18 protein-coding genes are annotated in these 20,359 nt (G+C 60.0%); 10 read left to right on the forward strand and 8 right to left on the reverse strand.

Annotated elements, in window-relative coordinates:
- The first annotated feature begins 152 nt into the window (after window positions 1–152).
- Window positions 153–809 carry a sulfite exporter TauE/SafE family protein gene (locus HMPREF2781_RS11585; protein ID WP_070646174.1) on the forward strand — a complete coding sequence of 219 codons (657 nt, stop codon included), beginning with the start codon at window positions 153–155 and terminating at the stop codon, window positions 807–809.
- A gap of 148 nt (window positions 810–957) precedes the next feature.
- Here HMPREF2781_RS11585 and HMPREF2781_RS11590 read toward each other — a convergent pair whose 3' ends face one another.
- Window positions 958–1,503, reverse strand: a complete 546-nt coding sequence (locus tag HMPREF2781_RS11590; protein ID WP_070646178.1) for a gamma carbonic anhydrase family protein — start codon at window positions 1,501–1,503, stop codon at window positions 958–960.
- Between the two features lie 6 nt (window positions 1,504–1,509).
- Window positions 1,510–1,917, reverse strand: coding sequence for a hypothetical protein (locus HMPREF2781_RS11595; RefSeq protein WP_070646181.1), 408 nt, complete (start codon window positions 1,915–1,917; stop codon window positions 1,510–1,512).
- A 35-nt stretch (window positions 1,918–1,952) separates the two neighbouring features.
- On the opposite strand from HMPREF2781_RS11595, the gene HMPREF2781_RS11600 reads away from it, so the two are divergent.
- The 5 genes from HMPREF2781_RS11600 to HMPREF2781_RS11620 all read left to right on the forward strand — a co-directional run bounded on the left by HMPREF2781_RS11600 (window position 1,953) and on the right by HMPREF2781_RS11620 (window position 7,823).
- Window positions 1,953–2,822, forward strand: a complete 870-nt coding sequence (locus HMPREF2781_RS11600) for a patatin-like phospholipase family protein (RefSeq protein ID WP_070646186.1) — start codon at window positions 1,953–1,955, stop codon at window positions 2,820–2,822.
- 125 nt (window positions 2,823–2,947) lie between these two features.
- Window positions 2,948–4,513 carry an aspartate-alanine antiporter-like transporter gene (locus HMPREF2781_RS11605; protein WP_070646189.1) on the forward strand — a complete coding sequence of 522 codons (1,566 nt, stop codon included), beginning with the start codon at window positions 2,948–2,950 and terminating at the stop codon, window positions 4,511–4,513.
- Window positions 4,514–4,711: 198 nt separating this feature from the next.
- Window positions 4,712–5,890 (forward strand): acetyl-CoA C-acyltransferase, encoded by a 1,179-nt coding sequence (locus HMPREF2781_RS11610; RefSeq protein ID WP_070646192.1) that lies wholly within the window; start codon window positions 4,712–4,714, stop codon window positions 5,888–5,890.
- Between the two features lie 40 nt (window positions 5,891–5,930).
- Window positions 5,931–6,992, forward strand: coding sequence for an enoyl-CoA hydratase/isomerase family protein (locus tag HMPREF2781_RS11615; RefSeq protein WP_070646195.1), 1,062 nt, complete (start codon window positions 5,931–5,933; stop codon window positions 6,990–6,992).
- 66 nt (window positions 6,993–7,058) lie between these two features.
- Complete coding sequence (locus HMPREF2781_RS11620; RefSeq protein WP_070646198.1) at window positions 7,059–7,823, forward strand: enoyl-CoA hydratase; 765 nt, start codon at window positions 7,059–7,061, stop codon at window positions 7,821–7,823.
- An 11-nt stretch (window positions 7,824–7,834) separates the two neighbouring features.
- Here HMPREF2781_RS11620 and HMPREF2781_RS11625 read toward each other — a convergent pair whose 3' ends face one another.
- The 3 genes from HMPREF2781_RS11625 to HMPREF2781_RS11635 form a co-directional block, all read right to left on the reverse strand.
- The gene (locus HMPREF2781_RS11625) at window positions 7,835–8,335 is read right to left on the reverse strand and encodes a MarR family winged helix-turn-helix transcriptional regulator (protein WP_070646202.1); all 501 of its coding nucleotides are present in this window, start codon (window positions 8,333–8,335) and stop codon (window positions 7,835–7,837) included.
- A gap of 142 nt (window positions 8,336–8,477) precedes the next feature.
- On the reverse strand, window positions 8,478–10,208 hold the full coding sequence (locus HMPREF2781_RS11630; RefSeq protein ID WP_070646205.1) for an AMP-binding protein: 1,731 nt from the start codon (window positions 10,206–10,208) through the stop codon (window positions 8,478–8,480).
- A 157-nt stretch (window positions 10,209–10,365) separates the two neighbouring features.
- Window positions 10,366–10,926 carry a TetR/AcrR family transcriptional regulator gene (locus tag HMPREF2781_RS11635; protein WP_070646208.1) on the reverse strand — a complete coding sequence of 187 codons (561 nt, stop codon included), beginning with the start codon at window positions 10,924–10,926 and terminating at the stop codon, window positions 10,366–10,368.
- Window positions 10,927–11,158: 232 nt separating this feature from the next.
- Here HMPREF2781_RS11635 and HMPREF2781_RS11640 point away from each other — a divergent pair, with 232 nt between their 5' ends.
- Window positions 11,159–12,367, forward strand: a complete 1,209-nt coding sequence (locus tag HMPREF2781_RS11640; protein ID WP_070646211.1) for an acyl-CoA dehydrogenase family protein — start codon at window positions 11,159–11,161, stop codon at window positions 12,365–12,367.
- A gap of 82 nt (window positions 12,368–12,449) precedes the next feature.
- On the forward strand, window positions 12,450–13,199 hold the full coding sequence (locus tag HMPREF2781_RS11645; RefSeq protein ID WP_070646214.1) for an SDR family NAD(P)-dependent oxidoreductase: 750 nt from the start codon (window positions 12,450–12,452) through the stop codon (window positions 13,197–13,199).
- Between the two features lie 41 nt (window positions 13,200–13,240).
- Here HMPREF2781_RS11645 and HMPREF2781_RS11650 read toward each other — a convergent pair whose 3' ends face one another.
- A complete protein-coding gene (locus tag HMPREF2781_RS11650; protein WP_070646217.1) occupies window positions 13,241–14,374 on the reverse strand; it encodes an acetoin utilization protein AcuC in 1,134 nt (377 codons plus the stop codon).
- Window positions 14,371–17,010: a GNAT family N-acetyltransferase gene (locus HMPREF2781_RS11655; RefSeq protein WP_070646220.1), complete on the reverse strand. Its 2,640-nt coding sequence runs from the start codon at window positions 17,008–17,010 to the stop codon at window positions 14,371–14,373. Before HMPREF2781_RS11655 ends, HMPREF2781_RS11650 begins: the two co-directional genes overlap by 4 nt.
- Before the next feature lie 232 nt (window positions 17,011–17,242).
- Between HMPREF2781_RS11655 and HMPREF2781_RS11660 the strand changes: the two genes are divergently transcribed.
- Together HMPREF2781_RS11660 and mmsB are read left to right on the forward strand one after the other, a co-directional pair.
- Entirely contained in the window at window positions 17,243–18,757 is a 1,515-nt protein-coding gene (locus HMPREF2781_RS11660; RefSeq protein ID WP_070646223.1) for a CoA-acylating methylmalonate-semialdehyde dehydrogenase, read from the forward strand.
- 12 nt (window positions 18,758–18,769) lie between these two features.
- On the forward strand, window positions 18,770–19,657 hold the full coding sequence (gene mmsB, locus HMPREF2781_RS11665; protein ID WP_070646226.1) for a 3-hydroxyisobutyrate dehydrogenase: 888 nt from the start codon (window positions 18,770–18,772) through the stop codon (window positions 19,655–19,657).
- Window positions 19,658–19,709: 52 nt separating this feature from the next.
- Here the strand turns inward: mmsB and HMPREF2781_RS11670 are convergent, their stop codons facing one another.
- Window positions 19,710–20,291 (reverse strand): TetR/AcrR family transcriptional regulator, encoded by a 582-nt coding sequence (locus HMPREF2781_RS11670; RefSeq protein WP_070447129.1) that lies wholly within the window; start codon window positions 20,289–20,291, stop codon window positions 19,710–19,712.
- Window positions 20,292–20,359 lie beyond the last annotated feature (68 nt).

The following is a 20,359-nucleotide window of genomic DNA, read 5'->3' on the forward strand; positions in this document are numbered from 1 at the left end:
CTTACCGTTGACAGCCCTCACATGAGGGCCCTTAACGGTAAACAGTGAGTGAATGTTTCCTCAGGCTGTACCGCTAGGGTGAGGCTCGGTGCAGGAGCTGAAGGCTCGGAGTCCGTATTAGCTCCGACACGACGCCCTGTACACTGGCCCGCATGCTCGAAGCCGTGCTCAATGCCTTTGCCGATTCCGTCAATGCTCTACTGATCGGAATCCTGGTAGCTATCGGCATCATGCTTCCGCGGGGCAGCTACCGCAAGATCGCGGCCCTAGTCATCGTCGGTGATTGGTTCGGTGTGCTCACCGCAGCCGCCGTGGTGATGTTTGTGTTCGTCGGTATCCAGGACAAGGTGGCTGCCGCACTCGAATCACCACTGCTTGGCTGGGGACTGGTGGTCATCGGCCTGGGACTGGGCCTTCTGGCCTGGCGCTCCAAGGGCGAACCTAATGACATGGTGCAGAAACTCCTCGGCCCGCTGCGCACGCCTTCAGCCAAGACTGTCGCGGTGGGTTATGCCATGGGGGTTATCCAGTCCTTGACCTCCGTGCCCTTCTTCTATGGCCTGATGCACCTTGCGGCAGGGGACTTTAGCAACACCGTTAAATACGGCGGCCTTTTCTTCTATGCCACTTTCGCGCTCTCACTGCCTACGGTGTGCGGGCTTTTCATCGCTGTGGTCCGGGCGAAACCGCACTCCTGGGCCGGTCGCGCCTTCGCGTGGGCGCGGGAGAACTCCGCAACCGTTGCGCTGTGGAGTGGCTATGGCGTGGCTGCCTTCCTAGTGATCATGGGGCTTGTTTCCCTGCTCTAGGGCTTCAGCACTGAGAGCAATCGATGGGTGGCTTAGCTCGTGGCCTTAGCTTGCGGAGCAGAACTGCCCTAGTTGCCAAAGTTCAGGTCAGATCCCGCGGCGAGTTCAAGAGTTTTGGCAACAACGGCAGTGTGAAAGAGTCGTGGCGCTAGTCGTAGAGGACTTCGTCGAGAGGGAGGGCTTCGCCAAGCAGCGCCTGCTTCTGAGCAATCTCGACGTAGCGCGCGGCGTGCGGGATGAAGGCGGCGGATTCCTCAGGGCTCAACTCGCGGCGCACCTTGGCGGGCACCCCTGCGGCCAAGGCGCCGGCAGGAATGTCCTGGTTTTCGAGCACCACCGCGCCGGCGGCGATGAGAGAACCTGGGCCCACGGTGGAGCCGGAGAGTAAAGAAGACTTCATCCCAATCAGCGTGCCTGCGCCCACGTGCGTGCCATGGAGCATGGCCATGTGTCCTACGGTGACGTCATCCTCCAGCACACAAGGCTTACTGGCTTCAACGTGGATGACGCAGTTGTCCTGGATATTGACGCGCGCCCCAAGGTGGATGGAACCGACGTCCCCGCGCAGCACGCTTCCATAGAACACAGAAGAATCTGGCCTGATGGTGACGTCACCGATGATGGTGGCATTCGGGGCAATCCAGGCGCTCCGGTGGATGCGGGGAGTCCGGCCTTGGAAGGGGAGGATGAGCATGGTGGACTAGCTTTCTTCAGGGGTGGTTTCGATCGATACGGCGAGGGACTCGGAAATTTCATAATCGCCGGGCTCGGCGCTGATCCGGGACAGCGTCTCTCTTTCCGCAGACGACAACGGGATGGCCCAGCCCCGCTTGGGATCGTGGACAGGGCGCTGTGTCTTCGCAGTGGGGGAGAGGTGCACTGTGGATTGCGGTCCGCGCAACTGTGCGGGCTCGCCGGAATGGGCCACCTCACTGAGCACCTGCGCGCCGGCGGGGGAGGTAGCCAGGATGATGAGACCGCTCGCCGTGTGCACGGACAGGTGATCTAAAGAGACCTCGACGGCGTGGGGATCCGGGGAAGCCAAACGGACAGTGCTGGAGCCGCCGAGTTTGTCGATGACATCCTTAACCGCAGAAAACAAACCCATGGCGCGATCCTAGCGCGGGGGTACCATCGAGCACTGTGATTGACGCGAAAGATACAGCACTCGTCATTGAAGGCGGCGGCATGCGCAATTCCTATACCGCCGCGTGCATCGTCAAGCTTCTGCAGGAGGAGGTGGAATTCGGCTGGGTTGGAGGCGTTTCCGCGGGCTCCTCGCACACCGTGAACTTCCTCTCCCGCGATGTGAGTCGCTCGGAGGAATCCTTCGTAGACTTTGCCAAGAACCCCAGCTTCGGTGGCCTAGGTTCGCTGCTGCGCGGTAGCGGCTACTTCAACGCGGAGTTCATCTACGAGAAAGCCGCGGACCAAGACATGCCTTTTGACTGGGAAACATTTCAGGCCCACCCGTCACAGATGTGCATTTCCGCCGCCCGTGCCGATACCGGGGAGAGCGTGTACTGGGGGCGCGAAGACATAAAGACCCAAGACGACCTGATGGTGCGTGTTCGCGCCTCTTCAACGTTGCCGCTGATCATGCCGATGCGCGTCATCGATGGCGTGCCTTATGTCGACGGTGCGATGGGCGAGTCCGGTGGCATCCTCATCGAGCAAGCGGAGAAGGCCGGGTTCGAGAAGTTTCTTTTCCTCGGTTCGAAACCGCGTGGGTACGTGCGCCCGGAAGTGGGGCGGCCGGCGGCGCTGCGGCGGGTCTTCCGGAAGTACCCGGCTGTGGCGGAGGCGATGATTGCGCGCCCACCACGCTATAACGCCTCCAAGGAGCTACTCCTGGAACTGGAGAAAAAGGGGCGCGCTCAGCTTTTCTTTCCGGAGGATATGCAGGTGGCTTCGACCGAGCGCTCGGTGACTAAGCTGCGTGCGAACTATGAAGCCGGGCGCGCTCAGACCTATGCGGAGTGGCCGGCGTGGAAGGAATTCCTCGGCAGCTAACTGGCCAAGCTGAGGCGCCATTTTTAGATCTCCTTTCTGCTTCAGACGTGAGACGGAGCACCCTTAGCGCAGAAAAGCGTCTTTGAACGTGGTCTTTTGCTCTCGCTTTCCTACAATGGCCTTTCGTGTTGGCTCTATTTGATGGAAATATTTGGCTGAGCATATTCTTTGTTGCCTTGCTCGGCACGTTGTTTGGCATGATCCCCTTCGGCCCGCTGCGCTTCGGCGCAGCCGGTACTTTGTTTGTGGGCTTGGCCATCGGTGCCTTTATCGAACTCGACGGAACGATTTTAAGCAGCCTGCAAGAGATGGGGCTTGGCCTCTTTATCTATATGCAGGGCTTGTCTGCCGGCGAACGCTTCTTCAAGGGGTTCTCTGAGCAGCTGAAACACATGATCACTGCTGCCATCGCGGTGGTGGGGGCTGCTGCCGTAGCGCTTCTCGCGGGCGGATGGTTGGGCCTGTCACCCTTGCTCTCCGTGGGCGTATTCTCCGGTGCGACGACCTCGACGGCGTCGCTTGCTGTTGCCCAACAACAGACCGGCGAGGAGCTGCCCGCCGTGGGCTATTCCTTGGGCTACCCGGTGGGCGTAGCCGTTGCCATTCTGCTCGTGGCATTCCTGCTCAAGCAGTCCTGGCCGGGTTCTAAAGACAAAGACAATTCTGCGGAGGAGGTTTTCCGCTCCCGCACCATTCGGGTGACCAAGGACATCACCTATGAGGAGCTCGTGGACCGCTTCGAGGATCAATTTGTCATCGCCACGATTCGCCGCGGCAATACCCGCACCGTGGCGGGGGACCATCCAGAGATTCGCAAAGGCGATATCCTGCGCGTGCTCGTGACGAAGGCGAAGAGGCGCGAGCTTACCGCCGCCTTGGGTAAACGTCAGCCCCAAGTACCCTTCGTGGACAAGCGCTTGGTCATTGAAAACGTGGTGGTCTCGAACACCGATATTGCGGGACGAACCGTGGAGGAGCTCAATCTTTTCCGGCGCTATGGTGGCCGCATCGTCCACGTGGAGCGCGGCGATGAGGAGTTCCTCGCCAGCTTCGATACGCACCTTGATGCCGGTGACCGCGTGACGGTGATCGTGGATCAGGACCGTATGGGCGATATTCGCGATTATTTCGGTGACTCGGTTCAGGGCTACTCGCAGCTGAACTGGATCGCCGTGGGAGGTGGCCTGTTCTTGGGCTACCTCATTGCGCTCATCGTGGTGCCATTGCCGGGTGGCACGTCCTTTGAGCTGGGCTTCGCGCTGGGGCCGCTGATTACCGGCCTTGTTCTTGGCGCTCTCCACCGCACGCGTCGTGTGCCGTGGAAGGTCCCGGCCTCTATCAATATGGCTCTTCAACAGTGGGGTCTAGTCATCTTCTTGGCGTCGGTGGGCCTCGCTTCGAGTGAGGCTTTCCAGTCCACGGCCTTCTCCTGGATGGGGTTGAAGTCCATGGTTCTGGCCGCCATCATTACCGTGGTTGCCGTCGCCATCTTCGCTGTTGTCAATAGGTTCCTCGGCCAGTCGGAGACCCGCACCGCCGGCGGTATCTCCGGCATCTTCGGTCAGCCTGCCGTGGTCAACTACGCCACGGGTATGAGCACGGATTCCCGCATCATGACCGGCTACGCGGCCACCATTGTGGTGGCGCAGATAGTCAAGATCGTGGTCATTCCGTTGATGCTCACGTTCTAATCTTTCAGGAATGCAGCTGGGTAGAGCCTCGACGGCTCTCTCATGTGGCTGGTTCTAGTGAGCCTTAATTGCTCTTCAAACTGTTTCGTATGGCGCTGCTCCAGAATCATGCGAGCATAGAATGCCTCAAAAGGGTGGCGCAGCACACAATCCAGCGGTACGATTTGAGTTAACTTCGTACAGTTTGGAGAGCGATATATGGACATCGTCATTGTGGGTGCCGCCCGAACGCCCTTCGGCAAATTACTTGGTTCCCTTTCCACCGTGACAGCGACGGAGCTCGGTTCTCACGCCATCGCCGCCGCACTCACACAAGCACGGATTAAGCCGGATGATGTTGATGCCGTCATCTGTGGACAGGTCTTGCAGGCGGGTGTGGGGCAGAATCCTACAAAACAGGCGGCGCTGGGGGCAGGGATATCTGCGAGGGCACATACCGCCACGGTCAACAAGGTTTGTCTGTCAGGTCTGACCGCGATTATCGACGCCTCTCGGCTCCTGCGCTCCGGTGAGGCTACTGTCGTGGTGGCTGGGGGAATGGAGTCGATGTCACAGGCTCCCCACCTGCTTCCGCAATCACGCAGGGGGAAGAAATTTGGTCCTGTTGAACTTCTCGATCACATGGAGCACGATGGCCTGCGCGCAGCTGACCTCGGAATTTCCATGGGCTCGCTGTCGGAGAAATATGCCGAACGCTATCCGGCCACCCGTCAGGAACAAGACCGCTGTGCGGCACTGTCCCACCAGCGCGCGCTTCAGGCGAGTGAGGAGGGAACCTTCGACAAGGAAATCGCTCCCATCACGGTGAACCGCCGGCGCGATGAGGTCACCGTCTCGCACGATGAAGGCATCCGGGAAGGAGTCACGGAAGAAACTTTGACTGCACTGCGTCCGGCCTTCGAGAGCACGGGAAGCATTACGGCCGGAAATTCCTCACCTATCACGGATGGAGCAGCCTCCGTCGTCCTCACCACCCGCGAGCATGCGGAGAGGGAAGGACTGCCCGTCATGGCAGTCCTTCGGGCGCCCGGACAAGTAGCCGGTCCGGATTCTTCGCTGCAGGAACAGCCTGCTCGTGCTCTTCTTAAAGCCTTAGAACGCGAAGGTTGGGGCGTGGACGACCTCGACCACATCGAGATCAACGAGGCTTTCGCCGCGGTGGTGGTGCACTCCGCGAAGATCCTAGGGATCAACCCCGATGATGTTAATCCGCAAGGCGGAGCCATCGCCCTAGGCCACCCCATCGGGGCTTCCGGCGCACGGCTCGTGGTGCATGCGGCGCACCAATTGGCGCAATCCCATGCTCGCCGCGCCGGGGTCACTTTGTGCGGGGGCGGCGGTCAAGGCGAAGCCCTGTTGCTTGAGGCTGTGAACTAACTCCAGCTCAGTAGCTAGTAGGAGAGATAAGGAGAAGACCATGACGAACGAAATACTTAGCGAAATTCGTGGACATGCCGGCGTGCTTACACTCAACCGCCCCAAGGCCATTAATGCGCTCAACCAGACGATGATCGACGAGATGACGGCGGTGCTCAGGCAGTGGCAGGATGATGACCGCGTCAAGCTCGTCATCCTCCGCGGTGCTGGGGATCGAGGACTGTGCGCGGGCGGTGACGTCGCGGCTTTGTATCACGATGCCCTGGAAGGCGGAACCGCCGGTGCCCATTTCTGGAAGACGGAGTACGAGCTGAACTATCTGATTTCCACCTATTCCAAGCCTTATGTGGCCCTCATGGAAGGCATCGTGCTGGGCGGCGGAATCGGCGTTTCAGCGCACGCCTCGCACCGTATTGTGAGCGAAGATTCCCGCATCGGAATGCCGGAAGTAGGAATTGGGTATTCGCCCGATGCCGGCGGCTCCTACCTGCTTTCCCAGGCCGCAGATCGTCTTGGCCGCCACTTGGCATATACCGCGATCCACGTGGGCGCTGCCGAAGCGATCGACACCGGTTTTGCGGACTATTTTGTGCCCAAGGACAAGCTCGACGCGTTGGTTGAACGGCTGGTGGAGTCGGGTGACCCCGCAGACATCGAGAAATTCACCGAGGAGGTGGGGCGCGGCTTCGGGGAGGAGCGCGCCGAAATGGTAGAGGTCTACGCTGCAGAGACTGCTGAGGAAACCTTGGCCCGGCTGCAGGAACTCGCCGCCACGCGCGGTGACGGGCACTGGGCCGCGAAGGCCGCCAAGCGGATGAGTCTCAACTCCCCACTGGGAATCCGCGTTACCGAGGAATCCCTTAACCGCACTGCGTCGATGAGCTTCGCAGAAACCTTGACACAAGAATTCTGGATGTCCGTGAACATGCAAAAGCACAAGGAATTCGTGGAAGGAATACGCGCGCAGATCATCGATAAGGACCGCAACCCTTCCTGGGAGTACGAGTCCATCGGTGCCGTCCCAGCAGACGTGGTGGCGTCTATCCTCGAACCCGGCGAAGGCAGCGTGGAAGCCCCCGCATTTGATGCCTCCGAAGATTAAACACGCTCACCACTCATCACGAGTTATTACAGCACTATCCGAAAGCACAGAAAGGACACTAGATCCATGGCAATTCTTACTGAAAAGCGCGGCCGCGTCGCCCTCATTACCCTCAACCGCCCAGAGGCGCTCAACGCGCTGAACAACGACACCATGCTGGAAGTCACCCAAGCGGTGCAGAAATTCGATGCCGATGCCGAGGTAGGAGCAATCGTTATCACTGGCTCCGATAAAGCCTTTGCTGCGGGCGCGGATATTAAGGAGATGTCGTCGAAGACCGCGACAGAAATGTACAACGCGGATTGGTTTGCGGGCTGGGACGTACTTACCCGCGCCCGCACGCCGATCATCGCCGCGGTCAACGGATATGCCTTAGGTGGCGGCTGTGAGCTAGCTATGATGTGTGACTTCATTATCGCCGGCGACAAGGCCAAGTTCGGTCAGCCGGAGGTCAACCTCGGCGTTACCCCGGGTATGGGAGGCTCCCAACGCCTGACCCGCGCTATTGGGAAGGCAAAGGCCATGGAGATGTGCCTGACCGGCCGCATGATGGCAGCAGAAGAAGCGGAGCGCTCCGGCCTCGTGGCCCGTGTGGTCCCCGCCGATGAGCTCCTCGATTCTGCACTGGAAACCGCAGAGCTCATTGCCTCGAAGTCCTTCGTAGCAACGTCCCAGATCAAGGAACAGGTCAATGCCGTGGACGAGCTCTCCCTGTCCCAGGGCATCCAGTTTGAGCGCCGTACCTTTCACGCACTCTTCTCATCTCACGACCAGAAGGAAGGAATGACGGCCTTCGTGGAGAAGCGTGATCCAGACTTCAAGCATGCTTAAGCTTCGCCGCTCTACTGGGCTTCGGGCCCCTCGACGTCCTCACCGGCGGCGCGGCGAACGCGGTTCGCAGCAGCGATGACGCGATCCTGTTCGCGGGCGGGTAGCGCAATGGACTCGAAATAGCGGTCGAGGGCAGGCCCCGCCGCAGAGGCCAACACGATTCCTTGGTCGGTAACCATCACCAAGGTCGAGCGCTTATCTTTAGGGTCGCTCACCCGCGTGATGAGCCCGTCCTTCTCCAGTTTGCGTACCGTGTGGGTAAGAGATGCCGGCGGGACTTGAAGGCGGGAACTGATCTTCGACATGGGCATGCTTCCCGCGCGCGACCACATAAGCACAGCGAGGACTTCAAACTGGCTATAGCTCACCCCGAAGGGAGTGAGAACCTCTTCGGCACCGTTTCTTAAAATGTGGGCGGCGCGCTCGAAGGAGGAGACCGTGGCCAGGCCACGCGCGGAGTGCGTGGAATAGCGCTTGGCCCACTGGCGGCGTGCTTCGGCAATGATGTCCATGAGCGGGAAAGAGACCTCCTTGTAGCGCGCTCAGAGCGCGAGACAACTATAAATGACCGCCTCATTGTTCTGAGAACCGGGATAGGAGAAGCAAAGGCCCCAGTTGGAAACTGGGGCCTGTATCGTCGAGAGATTAGTGGGGCTAGCCCTTCAGTGACGGAAAGTCGGAATCAGCGAACTCTGTCGACGCAGTGGTCTCACCGCCATCAGCTGAGTGAATCTCGGTTTCGCGCTTGCGCAGATCGACGCGGCGAATCTTGCCGGAGACCGTCTTTGGTAGCTCGTAGAACTCGAGGCGGCGGATACGCTTATAGGGTGCCAAGCCATCACGGCAGTGTTTGAGGATGGCTTCGGCCGTTTCGGCATTCGGCTCGTAACCGTTGGCCAGCGCCACATAAGCCTTCGGCACAGCGAGGCGGATGGGGTCGGGGGAGGGAACTACCGCTACTTCGGCGACAGCTGGGTGCTCGATGACGACGGACTCGAGCTCGAAGGGGGACAGGCGGTAATCGGAGGCTTTGAAGACATCATCGGCACGACCAATGTAGAAGATGTAGCCATCTTCATCGCGCTCCGCTGTATCGCCCGTGTGGTAGTAACCATCGCGAAAGACTTCCGCGTTCTTGTCGGGGTCGTTGAAGTAACCCACCGTTAGACCGACCGGGCGGGGATCAATCTTCAAACAGATTTCGCCGGTATCTCCAATCTCATCCGTAGCGGGATCCTTGAGCACGACTTCCCACCCCGGCAGTGGGCGACCCATTGAGCCTGGCTTGACCTTTTGTTCTGGGGTGTTGGCAATCTGCAGGGTAGTTTCCGTCTGTCCGAAACCATCGCGAACATCGGTGTTCCAGGCCTTGCTGATGGTGCTGATGAGCTCGGGGTTTAGTGGCTCACCCGCAGCGACTAGCTTCTTCGGTGGGGTCTTCATACGTCCCAAGTCTGCTTGGACAAGCATGCGCCAGACGGTCGGTGGAGCACAGAAGCTGGTTACTCCTTCTTCTTCCATCTTGTCCATGAGGGCTGCGGCATCGAAGCGGGCATAGTTGTACAGGAAGATGGTGGCCCCGGCGATCCAGGGGGCGAAGAAGTTCGACCATGCATGCTTAGCCCAGCCAGGGGCAGCGACGTTGAGGTGGACATCGCCAGGCGCCAAGCCAATCCAGTACATCGTGGTCAGGTGGCCGACCGGATAAGAGGTATGGGTGTGTTCGACGAGCTTCGCCTTCGATGTGGTTCCGGAAGTGAAGTAGAGCAGGAGAGTTTCGTCAGCCTTGGTGTCTTGCTTTGGCGTGTAGACCTCTGGGCCGGTGAAAGAATCCGAGTAGCGCAGGGTGGGGTGTGCCGACTGTGCATTTGGTTCATCACCCACCTGAATAATGGTGAAATCACCGGTGACGTCTTGGAACTTCTCGGCATCCTCAGCGTTAGCCACAACCCAGGAAATGTTGGCGCGGTCGGTGCGGTCCTGCAAATCCGCTGCACCGAGCATGGCAGTTGCTGGATTAAGGACGAAGCCTGCTTTGATGCAGGCCAGCATGCACTCCCACAGCTCTACTTGGTTGTTGAGCATGAGCATGACGCGGTCACCGCGCTGGACGCCTTGAGCCTCGAGCCAATTAGCCAACTGCGCAGAGCGAGCCGACATTTCAGCGAAGGTACGGCGGGTGCTGCTGCCATCGGTCTCACAAATGACGAGTGCCTCGCGGTCTTTAGAGTCTTCTGCAGTGGCAAGGTGATCGAACCAATCGAGTGCGAAATTGAAGTGTTCGAAGCGCGGCCACTTGAAGTTGCTTCGGGCCTCTTCATAGTCAGTCTGAAAAGAAACCAGCAGGTCGCGGGCTGCTTGAAATTGTTCGGTCACCGTGGTCATTGGTTCTCCTCTAGCTTGTGCTCATGGGGAAGGACGCGGCAATGTCTATGGTCCGTATCCCAAACCGTGCGTCTATGTGACGTGGGTCGCACACTACTTTACTTCGAGTTCGAAGTAATTTCTAGAGATTTTGGGTAACGCGTACCGAAGTCGCAGGCTAGCGCAATGAAATTCCGTGAAGGATGAGCTGTCCAAGGGTGTGATAGGCCTCGGCTGGAGCTAAAGTATCCGAGTAAAAGCCCTGCTGGATGTCGGTCATGGAGCGCTGGATCAGGTGAGAGACAAAATCTGTGTATTCCGCAGTGAATTCTCCCGCTGCGACGCCCTGCTTGAGTAGCTCGTGGATAGTTTCGGTAGCCCTGCGCGTGTTGAGGCTAAAAACCTCCTGGGCAGCGGGTTCGGAGGCGAGATCGCGCATAAACTCCGGGCTGGCAGGTTCTAGGGCGGTGGTCATGGAGGAAAAGTAGTTCTCAAGCGCCTGCGTGTAGGTGGGTGTCTTGCTCACGGCGGTACGGCGTGCAATTTCTTTAAAGAAGCTGACCAGGACGCGCCGAATGATGGCATCTCTCGATGGCCCTAGTGCGTAAATGGTGGATTTGGAGCATTGGTAGCGCTTGGTTGCACCGTCGATGGTGAAGGACTCGAAACCCTCGACTAGAAAGTCCTGCAAAAGGGCGTTAAAGAGCTCTCGCTGCCGCGGTGTGAGTGGTTTGGTCATGTGTCGCTCCGTCTGTGTTGATTCCGGCCTTCGGGCACCCATTTCTCGTGGGGCTTGACGTATGGCGGTGTGCCAATCGATCATAGAACACGCCGTGTGCGGTACGAAACGGTGTATTATCGTACTCACTCAATGCGTAGTTCCCATTGATTTCCCGTCCCACAGATCGCCGCATTGCTTTAAGAAAATCCATGTGGCCACCACAAACTCTCAGCTAGAAAGGTAGAAAACTATGCCCCCAATCCTTGGACCACAACATCCCAGTGGGAAACACTTGGAGAAGATTAAGTACCCTCACGCTGATATCTTCGCAGTCGCTGACCGCCTAGTTCCCGAGGAGCAAGCGCGCCTGGCAGAGATCCACGAGTTTCTGCAGACGGAGATTCGCCCGGTCGTGGGGGAATACTGGGACCGTGAAGAGCTGCCTTTCGACCTTCTTCCTCGCATGGCGGAGATGGGTTTAGGGGAAGTCGAGCTCACGGATACCTCACGCCTCTACCGCGGGTTGGTGTACGCGGAGGTTACCCGCGCAGATGTGTCACTATCGGCGTTGGTGGGTATTCACAATGAGCTTGTTCTCGGACTCATCGACAAGCTTGGTTCCCCGGAACAAAAAGACACCTGGTTGGCAGGCTTGCGCCAGTTCACCAAAGTGGGGTGCTTCGCGCTGACCGAGCCGGACCACGGATCCGACATCGCTGGCGGACTAGCCACAACGGCGGAGCGCACCGCCGAGGGCTGGGTTATCAATGGATCGAAGCGTTGGATCGGCGCCGGTACTTTTGCTGATTTCGCCATCACCTTCGCCCGCGATACGGCGGATAATGAGATTAAAGCCTTCATCGTTGAGCTCGACCGCGACGGCGTGACGCGTAACAAGATCTCGCGCAAAATGGGTTTGCGCATCATGCAGAATGCAGATCTGCACTTCGACGACGTTCTTATCCCCCATGAGAACCTGATCCCTGGTGCCGAATCCTTCGCCAACGTCAACGACTTCTTGTGCTATTCCCGTGCTTGGGTGGGCTGGCAGGGCGCTGGGCTGCAGCTGGGCATTTTCGACAAGGCCCGCGAGTACGCGATTAAGCGCGAGCAGTTCGGCCGGCCCATTGCTAAATTCCAGCTCGTCCAGGAGCAGCTCTCCCGTATCCTGGGCAACGCTACTGCGTCGCTTGCCATGATGGCCCAGCTGGCGGAGGTCCAGGAACAGGGCAAGCTGGAAATGCCGTTTGCCGCCCTGGCGAAGGCAACCACCACACGCCTAGCGCGCGAATCCGCCGCAGCGGGCCGCAACATTGGCGGTGGAAACGGCATCCTCACAGAGTATGACCTGTCGAAGATGATGGATGATGCCGAGATTCTCTTCACTTATGAGGGCACCTACGACATCAACTCGCTCATCGTCGGCCGTGCTGTGACTGGCGTATCTGCCTTCGTTTAAGTAGCTCTGTCCTCGTACTCACCGCCACAGATTCACAGCACCAGGGAACCCACCCCCTCGCTCTTCTCAAAAGGAGAAAACCATGAACCTACACGAAGTATCAGCCGTCGTGACCGGCGGTGCATCCGGCCTTGGAGCGGCGACGGCCGCAGCACTCGCGGAAAACGGAGCCGCGGTCACTGTGCTCGACTTGTCCGTCCCAGGGGAACAGCACAGCGACATCAACTACATAGCCGTCGACGTCACCGATGCCGCCGCAGTCCGGGAGGCGGTCCTCGGTGCAGCAACGAAAGCGCCCATGCGCGTGGCCGTGAACTGCGCGGGAATCTGCCCCTCGGCACGCATCTTCGGACGCAAAGGACCACACGATCCGGAGCTGTTTTCCAAGACCATCAACGTCAACCTCATAGGTACCTTCCACGTCATGACTGCTGCCGCTGAGGCAATGGCTCAGACAGAACCATTCGATGGGGACGGCCAGCGCGGCGTTATCATCAACACTGCCTCCGTCGCAGCCTTTGAAGGACAAGTCGGGCAGGCAGCTTACGCGGCGTCGAAAGGTGCGGTGGCCGCCCTGTCGATTACCGGGGCTCGAGATTTGGCCTCGCTGGGCATTCGCGTCAATGCCATCGCCCCGGGCGTGGTATCCACCCCGATGATGGAGCAGATCACCCCGGAGTTCCGTGAGCAGTTGGAAGCCACTGTGCCTTTCCCCGCCAGGCTTGCTAAGCCGGAGGAATTCGCTGGCCTGGCCCTGTCGATTGCTGACAACCCCTATATCAATGGCGAGACGATTCGCTTGGATGGTGCGCTGCGTATGCCGCCGCGTTAAGGCGAATGCCGCGTATTCAGTGCTAAGGCCCCACGCGGGGCCTAACCATAAGCAGGTAAACCCCAGTAGGGGAAGATGGCGCGCGTGGTCTGCACCAGCGCTGCGTGCGGCCTCTCTGCCATGACCTTGGTGGGGTCGAAGTCCTCGATGGTGGCGCCCGAGCCCTCATCGCCCAGAGTAGGGGAGCCTTCCCAGCCGCCTGGCATCCGGGAGGAGGCAGTGAGCTCCACATTGGCGGCCGCGGCGAGTACATGCGTCCACGCGCGTGCGACGGCATCGACTTGGTATCCGCCGCCACCAAGGGCGACCCACCGCCCAGCCACAAACTGCTGCGCCCACACCGCCACCGAACGGTACGCCCGCGCCATCGCATCGATGGTGAGCTCTAGGTCAGCGAGGGGATCCGAACGGTGCGGATCCGCGCCGTGTTGGGAAATGATGAAATCGGGGCGGAACTTCTTGAGCAGTGGCGGGACGATAGCGTGGACCACCTGCAGCCATTCCTCATCCGTAACCCCACGGGGCAGGGCCACGTTGACGGCGGTACCTTCCGCGCCCTGTCCGCCAATCTCGTGCGCATAGCCCGTGCCAGGGAAAAGATAGAGTCCCGATTCATGCACTGAAATCGTGAGCACGTTGGGATCGTCCCAAAAGATCTTCTCCACGCCGTCGCCGTGGTGAGCGTCTAAATCAAGGTAGACCACGCGCTGGGCACCGTGAGCCAGCAGCCACCGGATGGCAATCGCGGCATCGTTGTACATACAGAACCCCGACATGGAATCGGCAAACGCGTGGTGCAGCCCGCCGGATAGGTTGACTGCGCGTGGTGCGCGACCTTCCCACACAGCCCGTGCGGCCGCTAGGGTACCGCCGGCGATGCGCGCGGCGACCGTCGACAAGCCATGGCTAATCGGGTTGTCCTCGGTGCCCAGCCCAAAACGTTTGGAGGGCACTTCGGCGCGGGTGGCGGCGATGTAGTCGGGGCTATGCACGAGCTGCAAGTGTGAGGTATTCAGCGGGTCGGGGCACTCGATATCGAATTCCTCGAGCACGCCGAAGTGCTGAGCCAGTGACATCGCCGCGGCGACCCGGTCCGGCCCCATCGGATGCTCTGGACCAAGCGAGTAGCGGTACATTTCCTCCGAAGCGAAAAGCAGCGGTTTTGACTGACTCATGACAAGGACCTCGCGAGGGGATCGCGGACATCACCCAGCGGGGCGATGCGCATGCGGGCCCCCACCACATCAGTCTGTGTCACCCCGGCGATGACAGGGGAGAGCTCGATGTCAACGAGTGCGGCAATGTCGTCTTTGAGCTGTGCCAGCTGCATCATGACCTCTTCGACGCGATGTAGCTTGGCGGCCTTGGTACCGCGATAGCCGGTCAACAGGGGAGAGGCCTTCAAGCAGCTGAGCATGTCCAGGGCATCCGTTCGGCGTAGCGGAGGCACGCGCCACTCGACGTCCCCCAACAGATCCGAGGGCAGTCCGGAGAAACCTGCAGAAACCATCGGGCCCACAACGGGATCTTCGATGGCCCGCAGAGTAAGGGAGGCGCCCGCCGTGACCATGCGCTGTACCACCGGTATCAAGATGGCAGGATCCTCGCCTAAGTGGAGATCACGCGTGAGTTGAGTGATGGTGCTCCACGCGCGCTTCATGGACTCCTCGTCATGGATGTTGCGCACGACAGTGGGAAGTTCCGAGCGGCCCCGCACTATCTGCGAGGTGCACTTGAGGACCACATTCCATCCATACTCGTGCCCAGCCGCAATGGCCTCCTCAAGGGTGCTGACCGGATTCCAAGGAACAATGTCGATGCCATAGGCGCTCAGAATTCGCGCGCACTCCTCATCGGTTGCCCACCTCCCGGTGGGCGAATCCAGAAGCACCTCCGCAACGACCCCGCGTGCTTCAGCCAGACCCTCGCTGGTGGCGAATTCATCGGCAGGGTTGGGGCGGGCGAGGGCGCGTCGGCGTTCGTTATCGATGATGGTCGCTAATGCTTCGATGGCGTCAGCATAGGTGTCAAACACCGGCAGCTGGCCGGGTTTCTCTGGGCCCGGAGCGGTGCGGAAATCGGGGACGTCGAAGCCAACAAAGCTGGCGATAAGCGGGGTATCCGTCGTCGTGGATGCCAGCTGCGACAAACTTGAATAAGCATCCTTGAGGATAAACTCGCCGACTTCTACGACGGCACACAACACCGCGTCAATATTCGGGTCCGCTACAGCTGCCCGGGCCTGTTCCGTGATGGCGGGAGCGGGATCGTCGACGACGGTGGTAGCGCGGGGGCGCAGTCCGAAGCGCCAGGCTGCCTGCTCCATCTGCGCGGTCAGTCCAGAGGAATTCGACATCACGGCAATTCGACGGCCTTGCGGCACGGGTTGGCGCGCGAGGAGCTGGGCGATGTCAAGCATGGCATCGCGGCGGGTGACCACCATAGCTCCGGTGTAGCGGATGATCTCATCCAGTGCGGCCGGACTGGCCGCAGACAGTCCATCGACTGCGTAGTGCCGGGCGGATTTCAGCGCGCGCGAAGGAAGAAACACCACGACGTGCTTGTCCAGCGCTAGGCGGCGCAGAACGCGGAAAAATTTGCGCGGGTTACCAATCGAGTCGAGGGAAAGCAGGCAGATGCGTGTGTTTTCATCTTGGCTCCAGAATTGCATGACGTCATTGCCGGTGACATCGGCGAAGGAACCAGCGGCGATGAAGTTACTTAAACCGCAGCCAAGTTGCAGCGCATGGGATAGAGCCAGTGTCGCCACGCCAGCCGATTGGGTAAAGAGCCCTACTTGGCCGGCCCGTGGCATGGGCGCGGGGCTTGCGTTGAGGCGAACCGAGTCATCGGTGTTGATGAGGCCCAAGGCAGCGGGGCCGAGGGCGCGCAGACCGTAGTCCCTAGCCGCGAGTACGATGTCGCGGGCTTCCTCGCGCGAAAGGTTAGGGTTCTGGCTGCGAGAGATGACGATGACCCCTTTAGCGCCTGCGGCGGCAGCCGCCTCCATGACATTGGCGCCGCCACGCCCTTGAAATTCGATGACAACGAGGTCTACCGGTTCAGCAAGGTCATGGAGTTCATCGACGCTGTGCAGGTGATGCAGTGAACCAGTGAAGCCGGCGCTGCCCAGTTGCTGGCTGGAGAGCGTGCCAACCACCGCCACGGAGCTTGGGGTGAGCAAACGGTGAATTGAGTTGGCTTCGGCGCGCAGCTCGCGGCGTTCCATAACATCGCGGGAATTCTCATTCGGAGCGATGTGGAAATCCACTCGAATGAATCCATCCTCAAGCTCCGGCTTCGCGGAGTAGCCTGCACGCACGAAGACCTGCACCATCCTGCGGTTTTGGGTGAGCATCTCTGCGAAAAAGCGCTCCACTTTTCCTTCGCGTCCGATCTCCGCCAGGTGTTCAAGAAGGATGTTGGCTACGCCTTTGCCGTGGTGGGAATCCTGGACTAGGAAGGAGACATCGCCCACGCGCGCCGGCAAGAACTGTTCGACAATGGAGTATCCGGCCACCGCCACGATACTGCCGCGCTCCACCATGACGAGCGTGACCTTGTCATAGCCGTCTGTGTGGAGCCAGCGGTCTAGGTCATCGTCGGTCAGCGTGGGGTGCGTGCCGAAGAAGCGCAGATACTTCGACTGATCCGAGACGCGATCATAGAAAGCGCGAATGGCATCGCGGTCGCCCGGCGTGATGGGACGCAGGGTAGCGATATCGCCATCGTTGAGGATGACATCGGCTTCCCAGCTCGTTAGTCCGGGCCCGTCGGGGGTGGTGGTCGCAGGCTGCTCCGTGTGGTCCATGTCATCACCTTAGCCCGCGCTTTCTCGGGCACAGGCCAGGTGAATGGCATTCACCCCACTACTTCGAGGGGAGGCGTATGGGGAAAGTGCAGGACAAAGCGTGTATGTCAACTCACTCTAGGGGGTGAATAGTGTTTTATGTCTCATAATCCATGGCGTGTGGCTGTGGACTGCGGTTAGTGTGTGACCCAAGCCATAGAAGGAGCCGGAGGTTCCAGGAAGGAGACGCGACATGCGCACTGTGTATCACTATGTCAATGGAGAAACGTTCGAGGGGACGTCGGGCAACACCCAGCCCGTCCTGAACCCTTCGACCGGCAAGGAGCAGGCCGCCGTCGCTCTGGCGAACAAGGCCGATGTGGACAGCGTCATCGCGGAATCCGCGAAGGCTCAGCCAGGCTGGGCAGCACTAAACCCACAGAAGCGTATCCGCATCATCATGGAATGGATCCGTCTCATCCACGAGAACATGGATGAACTGGCCACGCAGCTCTCCTTGGAGCACGGTAAGACTTTCCCGGATGCTAAGGGAGACGTGCTGCGCGGCGTCGACGTGCTGGAGTTCGCGCTTGGCGCCCCGCACCAGCTCAAGGGTGAGTATTCTTCGGAGGTTGGCACCGGTATCGATACCTACTCGATGCGCCAGCCACTTGGTGTGGTCGCCGGTATTACCCCGTTCAATTTCCCGGCCATGATTCCGCTGTGGAAGGCCGGCCCGGCACTGGCAGCGGGCAACGCCTTCGTGCTCAAGCCTTCTGAGCGCGACCCCTCCGTACCGGTACGCCTAGCGGAGCTTTTCATTGAGGCAGGCGGCCCGGCCGGCGTTCTCAACGTGGTGCACGGAGGCAAGGAGGCAGTCGATGCCATCCTCGATTCCGACACCATCAAGGCCGTGGGCTTCGTCGGATCCACGCCGATTGCGCAGTACATCTACGAGCGCTGCGCGGCCACAGGCAAGCGCGCTCAGTGCTTCGGCGGTGCGAAGAACCACGCCATCGTGCTTCCCGACGCCGACATTGACGCCACCGCCGACGCCATCGTGGGCGCTGCCTTCGGCTCCGCGGGTGAGCGCTGCATGGCCCTGTCCGTGGTAGTCCCCGTGGGACAGGACACGGCAGACCGTTTGCGCGATGCCATCCTGGCCAAGATTCCAGAACTTAAGGTAGGCCACTGCCTCGATCCTGAGGCCGACTATGGCCCCTTGGTCACGGCAGAGGCACGCGATCGCGTACACCGGCTCATCGCCGAGGGCGTGGAGGCAGGAGCCACGTTGCTTGCCGACGGCCGCGAGTTGGACATGTCTGACAAGACCTATAACGAGGATTCCCTCGCGGACGGCTTCTACTCCGGCCCGAGCTTCTTCGACAACGTTACCGCCGACATGTCCGTCTACAGCGAGGAAATCTTCGGCCCGGTGCTGGTCATGGTCCGCGCCGAAACCCTGGAAGAGGCCGTGTCTTACCCCAACGACCACGTCTACGGCAACGGTGTCGCCATCTTTACCCAGAACGGCGGCGCGGCCCGCGACTTCTGCAAGAACGTCCAGGTCGGCATGGTGGGCGTCAACGTTCCGATTCCGGTGCCGATTGCCTACCACACCTTCGGCGGCTGGAAGGCCTCCGGTTTCGGCGACCTCAACCAGCACGGTCCGGACTCCTTCCGCTTCTACACCAAGACTAAAACCATCACCTCGCGCTGGCCTAGTGATGAGTCCGCAGGTCCCCAGTTCACCATGCCGGTCATGTAAGGAGAGAACACAATGACGACTATCGCGTTTATCGGATTGGGCAACATGGGCGGCCCTATGGCCGTCAACTTGGCGAAGGCCGGGCACGAGGTCCGCGGATTCGACGTCGTGGAAGAGGCTCGGGAGCGCGCCGCCGAGCAAGGTGTCACCATCATCGAGACCGCGGAGGAAGCCGCGCAGGGCGCCGAGGTAGTCTTTACCAGTTTGCCTAATGGTGGGCTGGTCAAGCAGGTCATCGAGTCGGTCCTCGCAGCCAACGAGGATGCAAAGACCTACGTTGATGTCTCCACCATCGCGGTCGCGGAAGCACGTGAGCTTTCGGAGACGGTGGGCAAGGCTGGCTCCGCCTTTCTTGATGCGCCGGTCTCCGGCGGCATCGCCGGGGCTGCCGCGGGAACGCTCGCCTTCATGGTCGGCGGCACAGCCGAAGACTTTGCGAAGGTCAAACCGCTGCTCGACATCATGGGCAAGTCTGTTACCCACTGCGGTGACATCGGCAACGGCCAAGCGGTCAAGGCATGCAACAACATGATCCTCGCGGTCCAACAAATTGTCCTAGCTGAAGCTCTGGTCCTCGGCGAGCGCTTGGGGTTGGATCACCAAGCCTTCTACGACGTCGTCTCCAACGCCACCGGCAATTCGTGGTCGCTGTCCGTCAACGCCCCGGTTCCGGATATCGTGCCGAGCTCACCGGCGAACAACGATTTCAAGCCAGGTTTCGCCGCCGCTCTCATGCTCAAGGACCTCAAACTGGCCATGGCCGCGGCGGAAGACACCAAGACCGACACTGTCCTGGGCCGGATTGCGGAGGAGCAGTACTCCTCCTTTGTGGACGAAGGCCACGGCGGCCTCGACTTCTCCGCCATCATTTCCGAAGTTCGTTCCAAAGGAACAGCCTAAGCGCTCCTAAGTGCTTCTAAGGCCTCCTAGGCGCTTTAGCCTGCTGAGAGCGCTAGGGCGCTTGGCCACCGTCGAGGATGCCCTGGAGCAGCGGGGCATAGTACTCGATGAGTTCCTCGGTAGGAAAGGCCGCAAACTCGGTATCACCAAAACGCCGCATGAACGACAGTCCCATGAGAAGGGCCAGCGCGGATTGGGCCCGCAGCTCCGGCGAAGGCGAGTGCTTCCCGGACTCTTCACGAATCCGAGAAGCCAAGACCTCCAGCAAGTCGGATTTAATTCTCTTACCAATGGCTCCGAGCGTCTGATAGTCACCGCTCGCCACGGAAATAGTCCGGGCCATGGAGTAGGGCGCGTTGTGTGGAGCAGTAAGGGTTTCAACCACCGCGGTGCGGCCTAATTCGCTGAAGGGACCGGCAAAGAGCGCTGCCGAGGAAGCAGTGAAATCCACCGTGGCCTCAAAGAGCCCTTCCTTGTTGTGGAAGTGCTTCACAATCAGCGCGACAGAAACATTCGCTTCCTCCGCGATGTCTTTCATTGAGACCTGTGAGAAGCTCCGCTCACTGAAAAGCTCGCGTGAGCATTCGAGAATTCTCTCCCGCGTCGAAGCTGTTTTCTCCTCCATAGAGGACATGGTACCGGCGACGCATGCGCAGGAAGGGTGATTCGCCCTCTTGCCTCAGATGACCAAGACAGTGAGGT

It is taken from the genome of Corynebacterium sp. HMSC062A03 (assembly GCF_001811145.1).
Classification (GTDB): domain Bacteria; phylum Actinomycetota; class Actinomycetes; order Mycobacteriales; family Mycobacteriaceae; genus Corynebacterium; species Corynebacterium aurimucosum.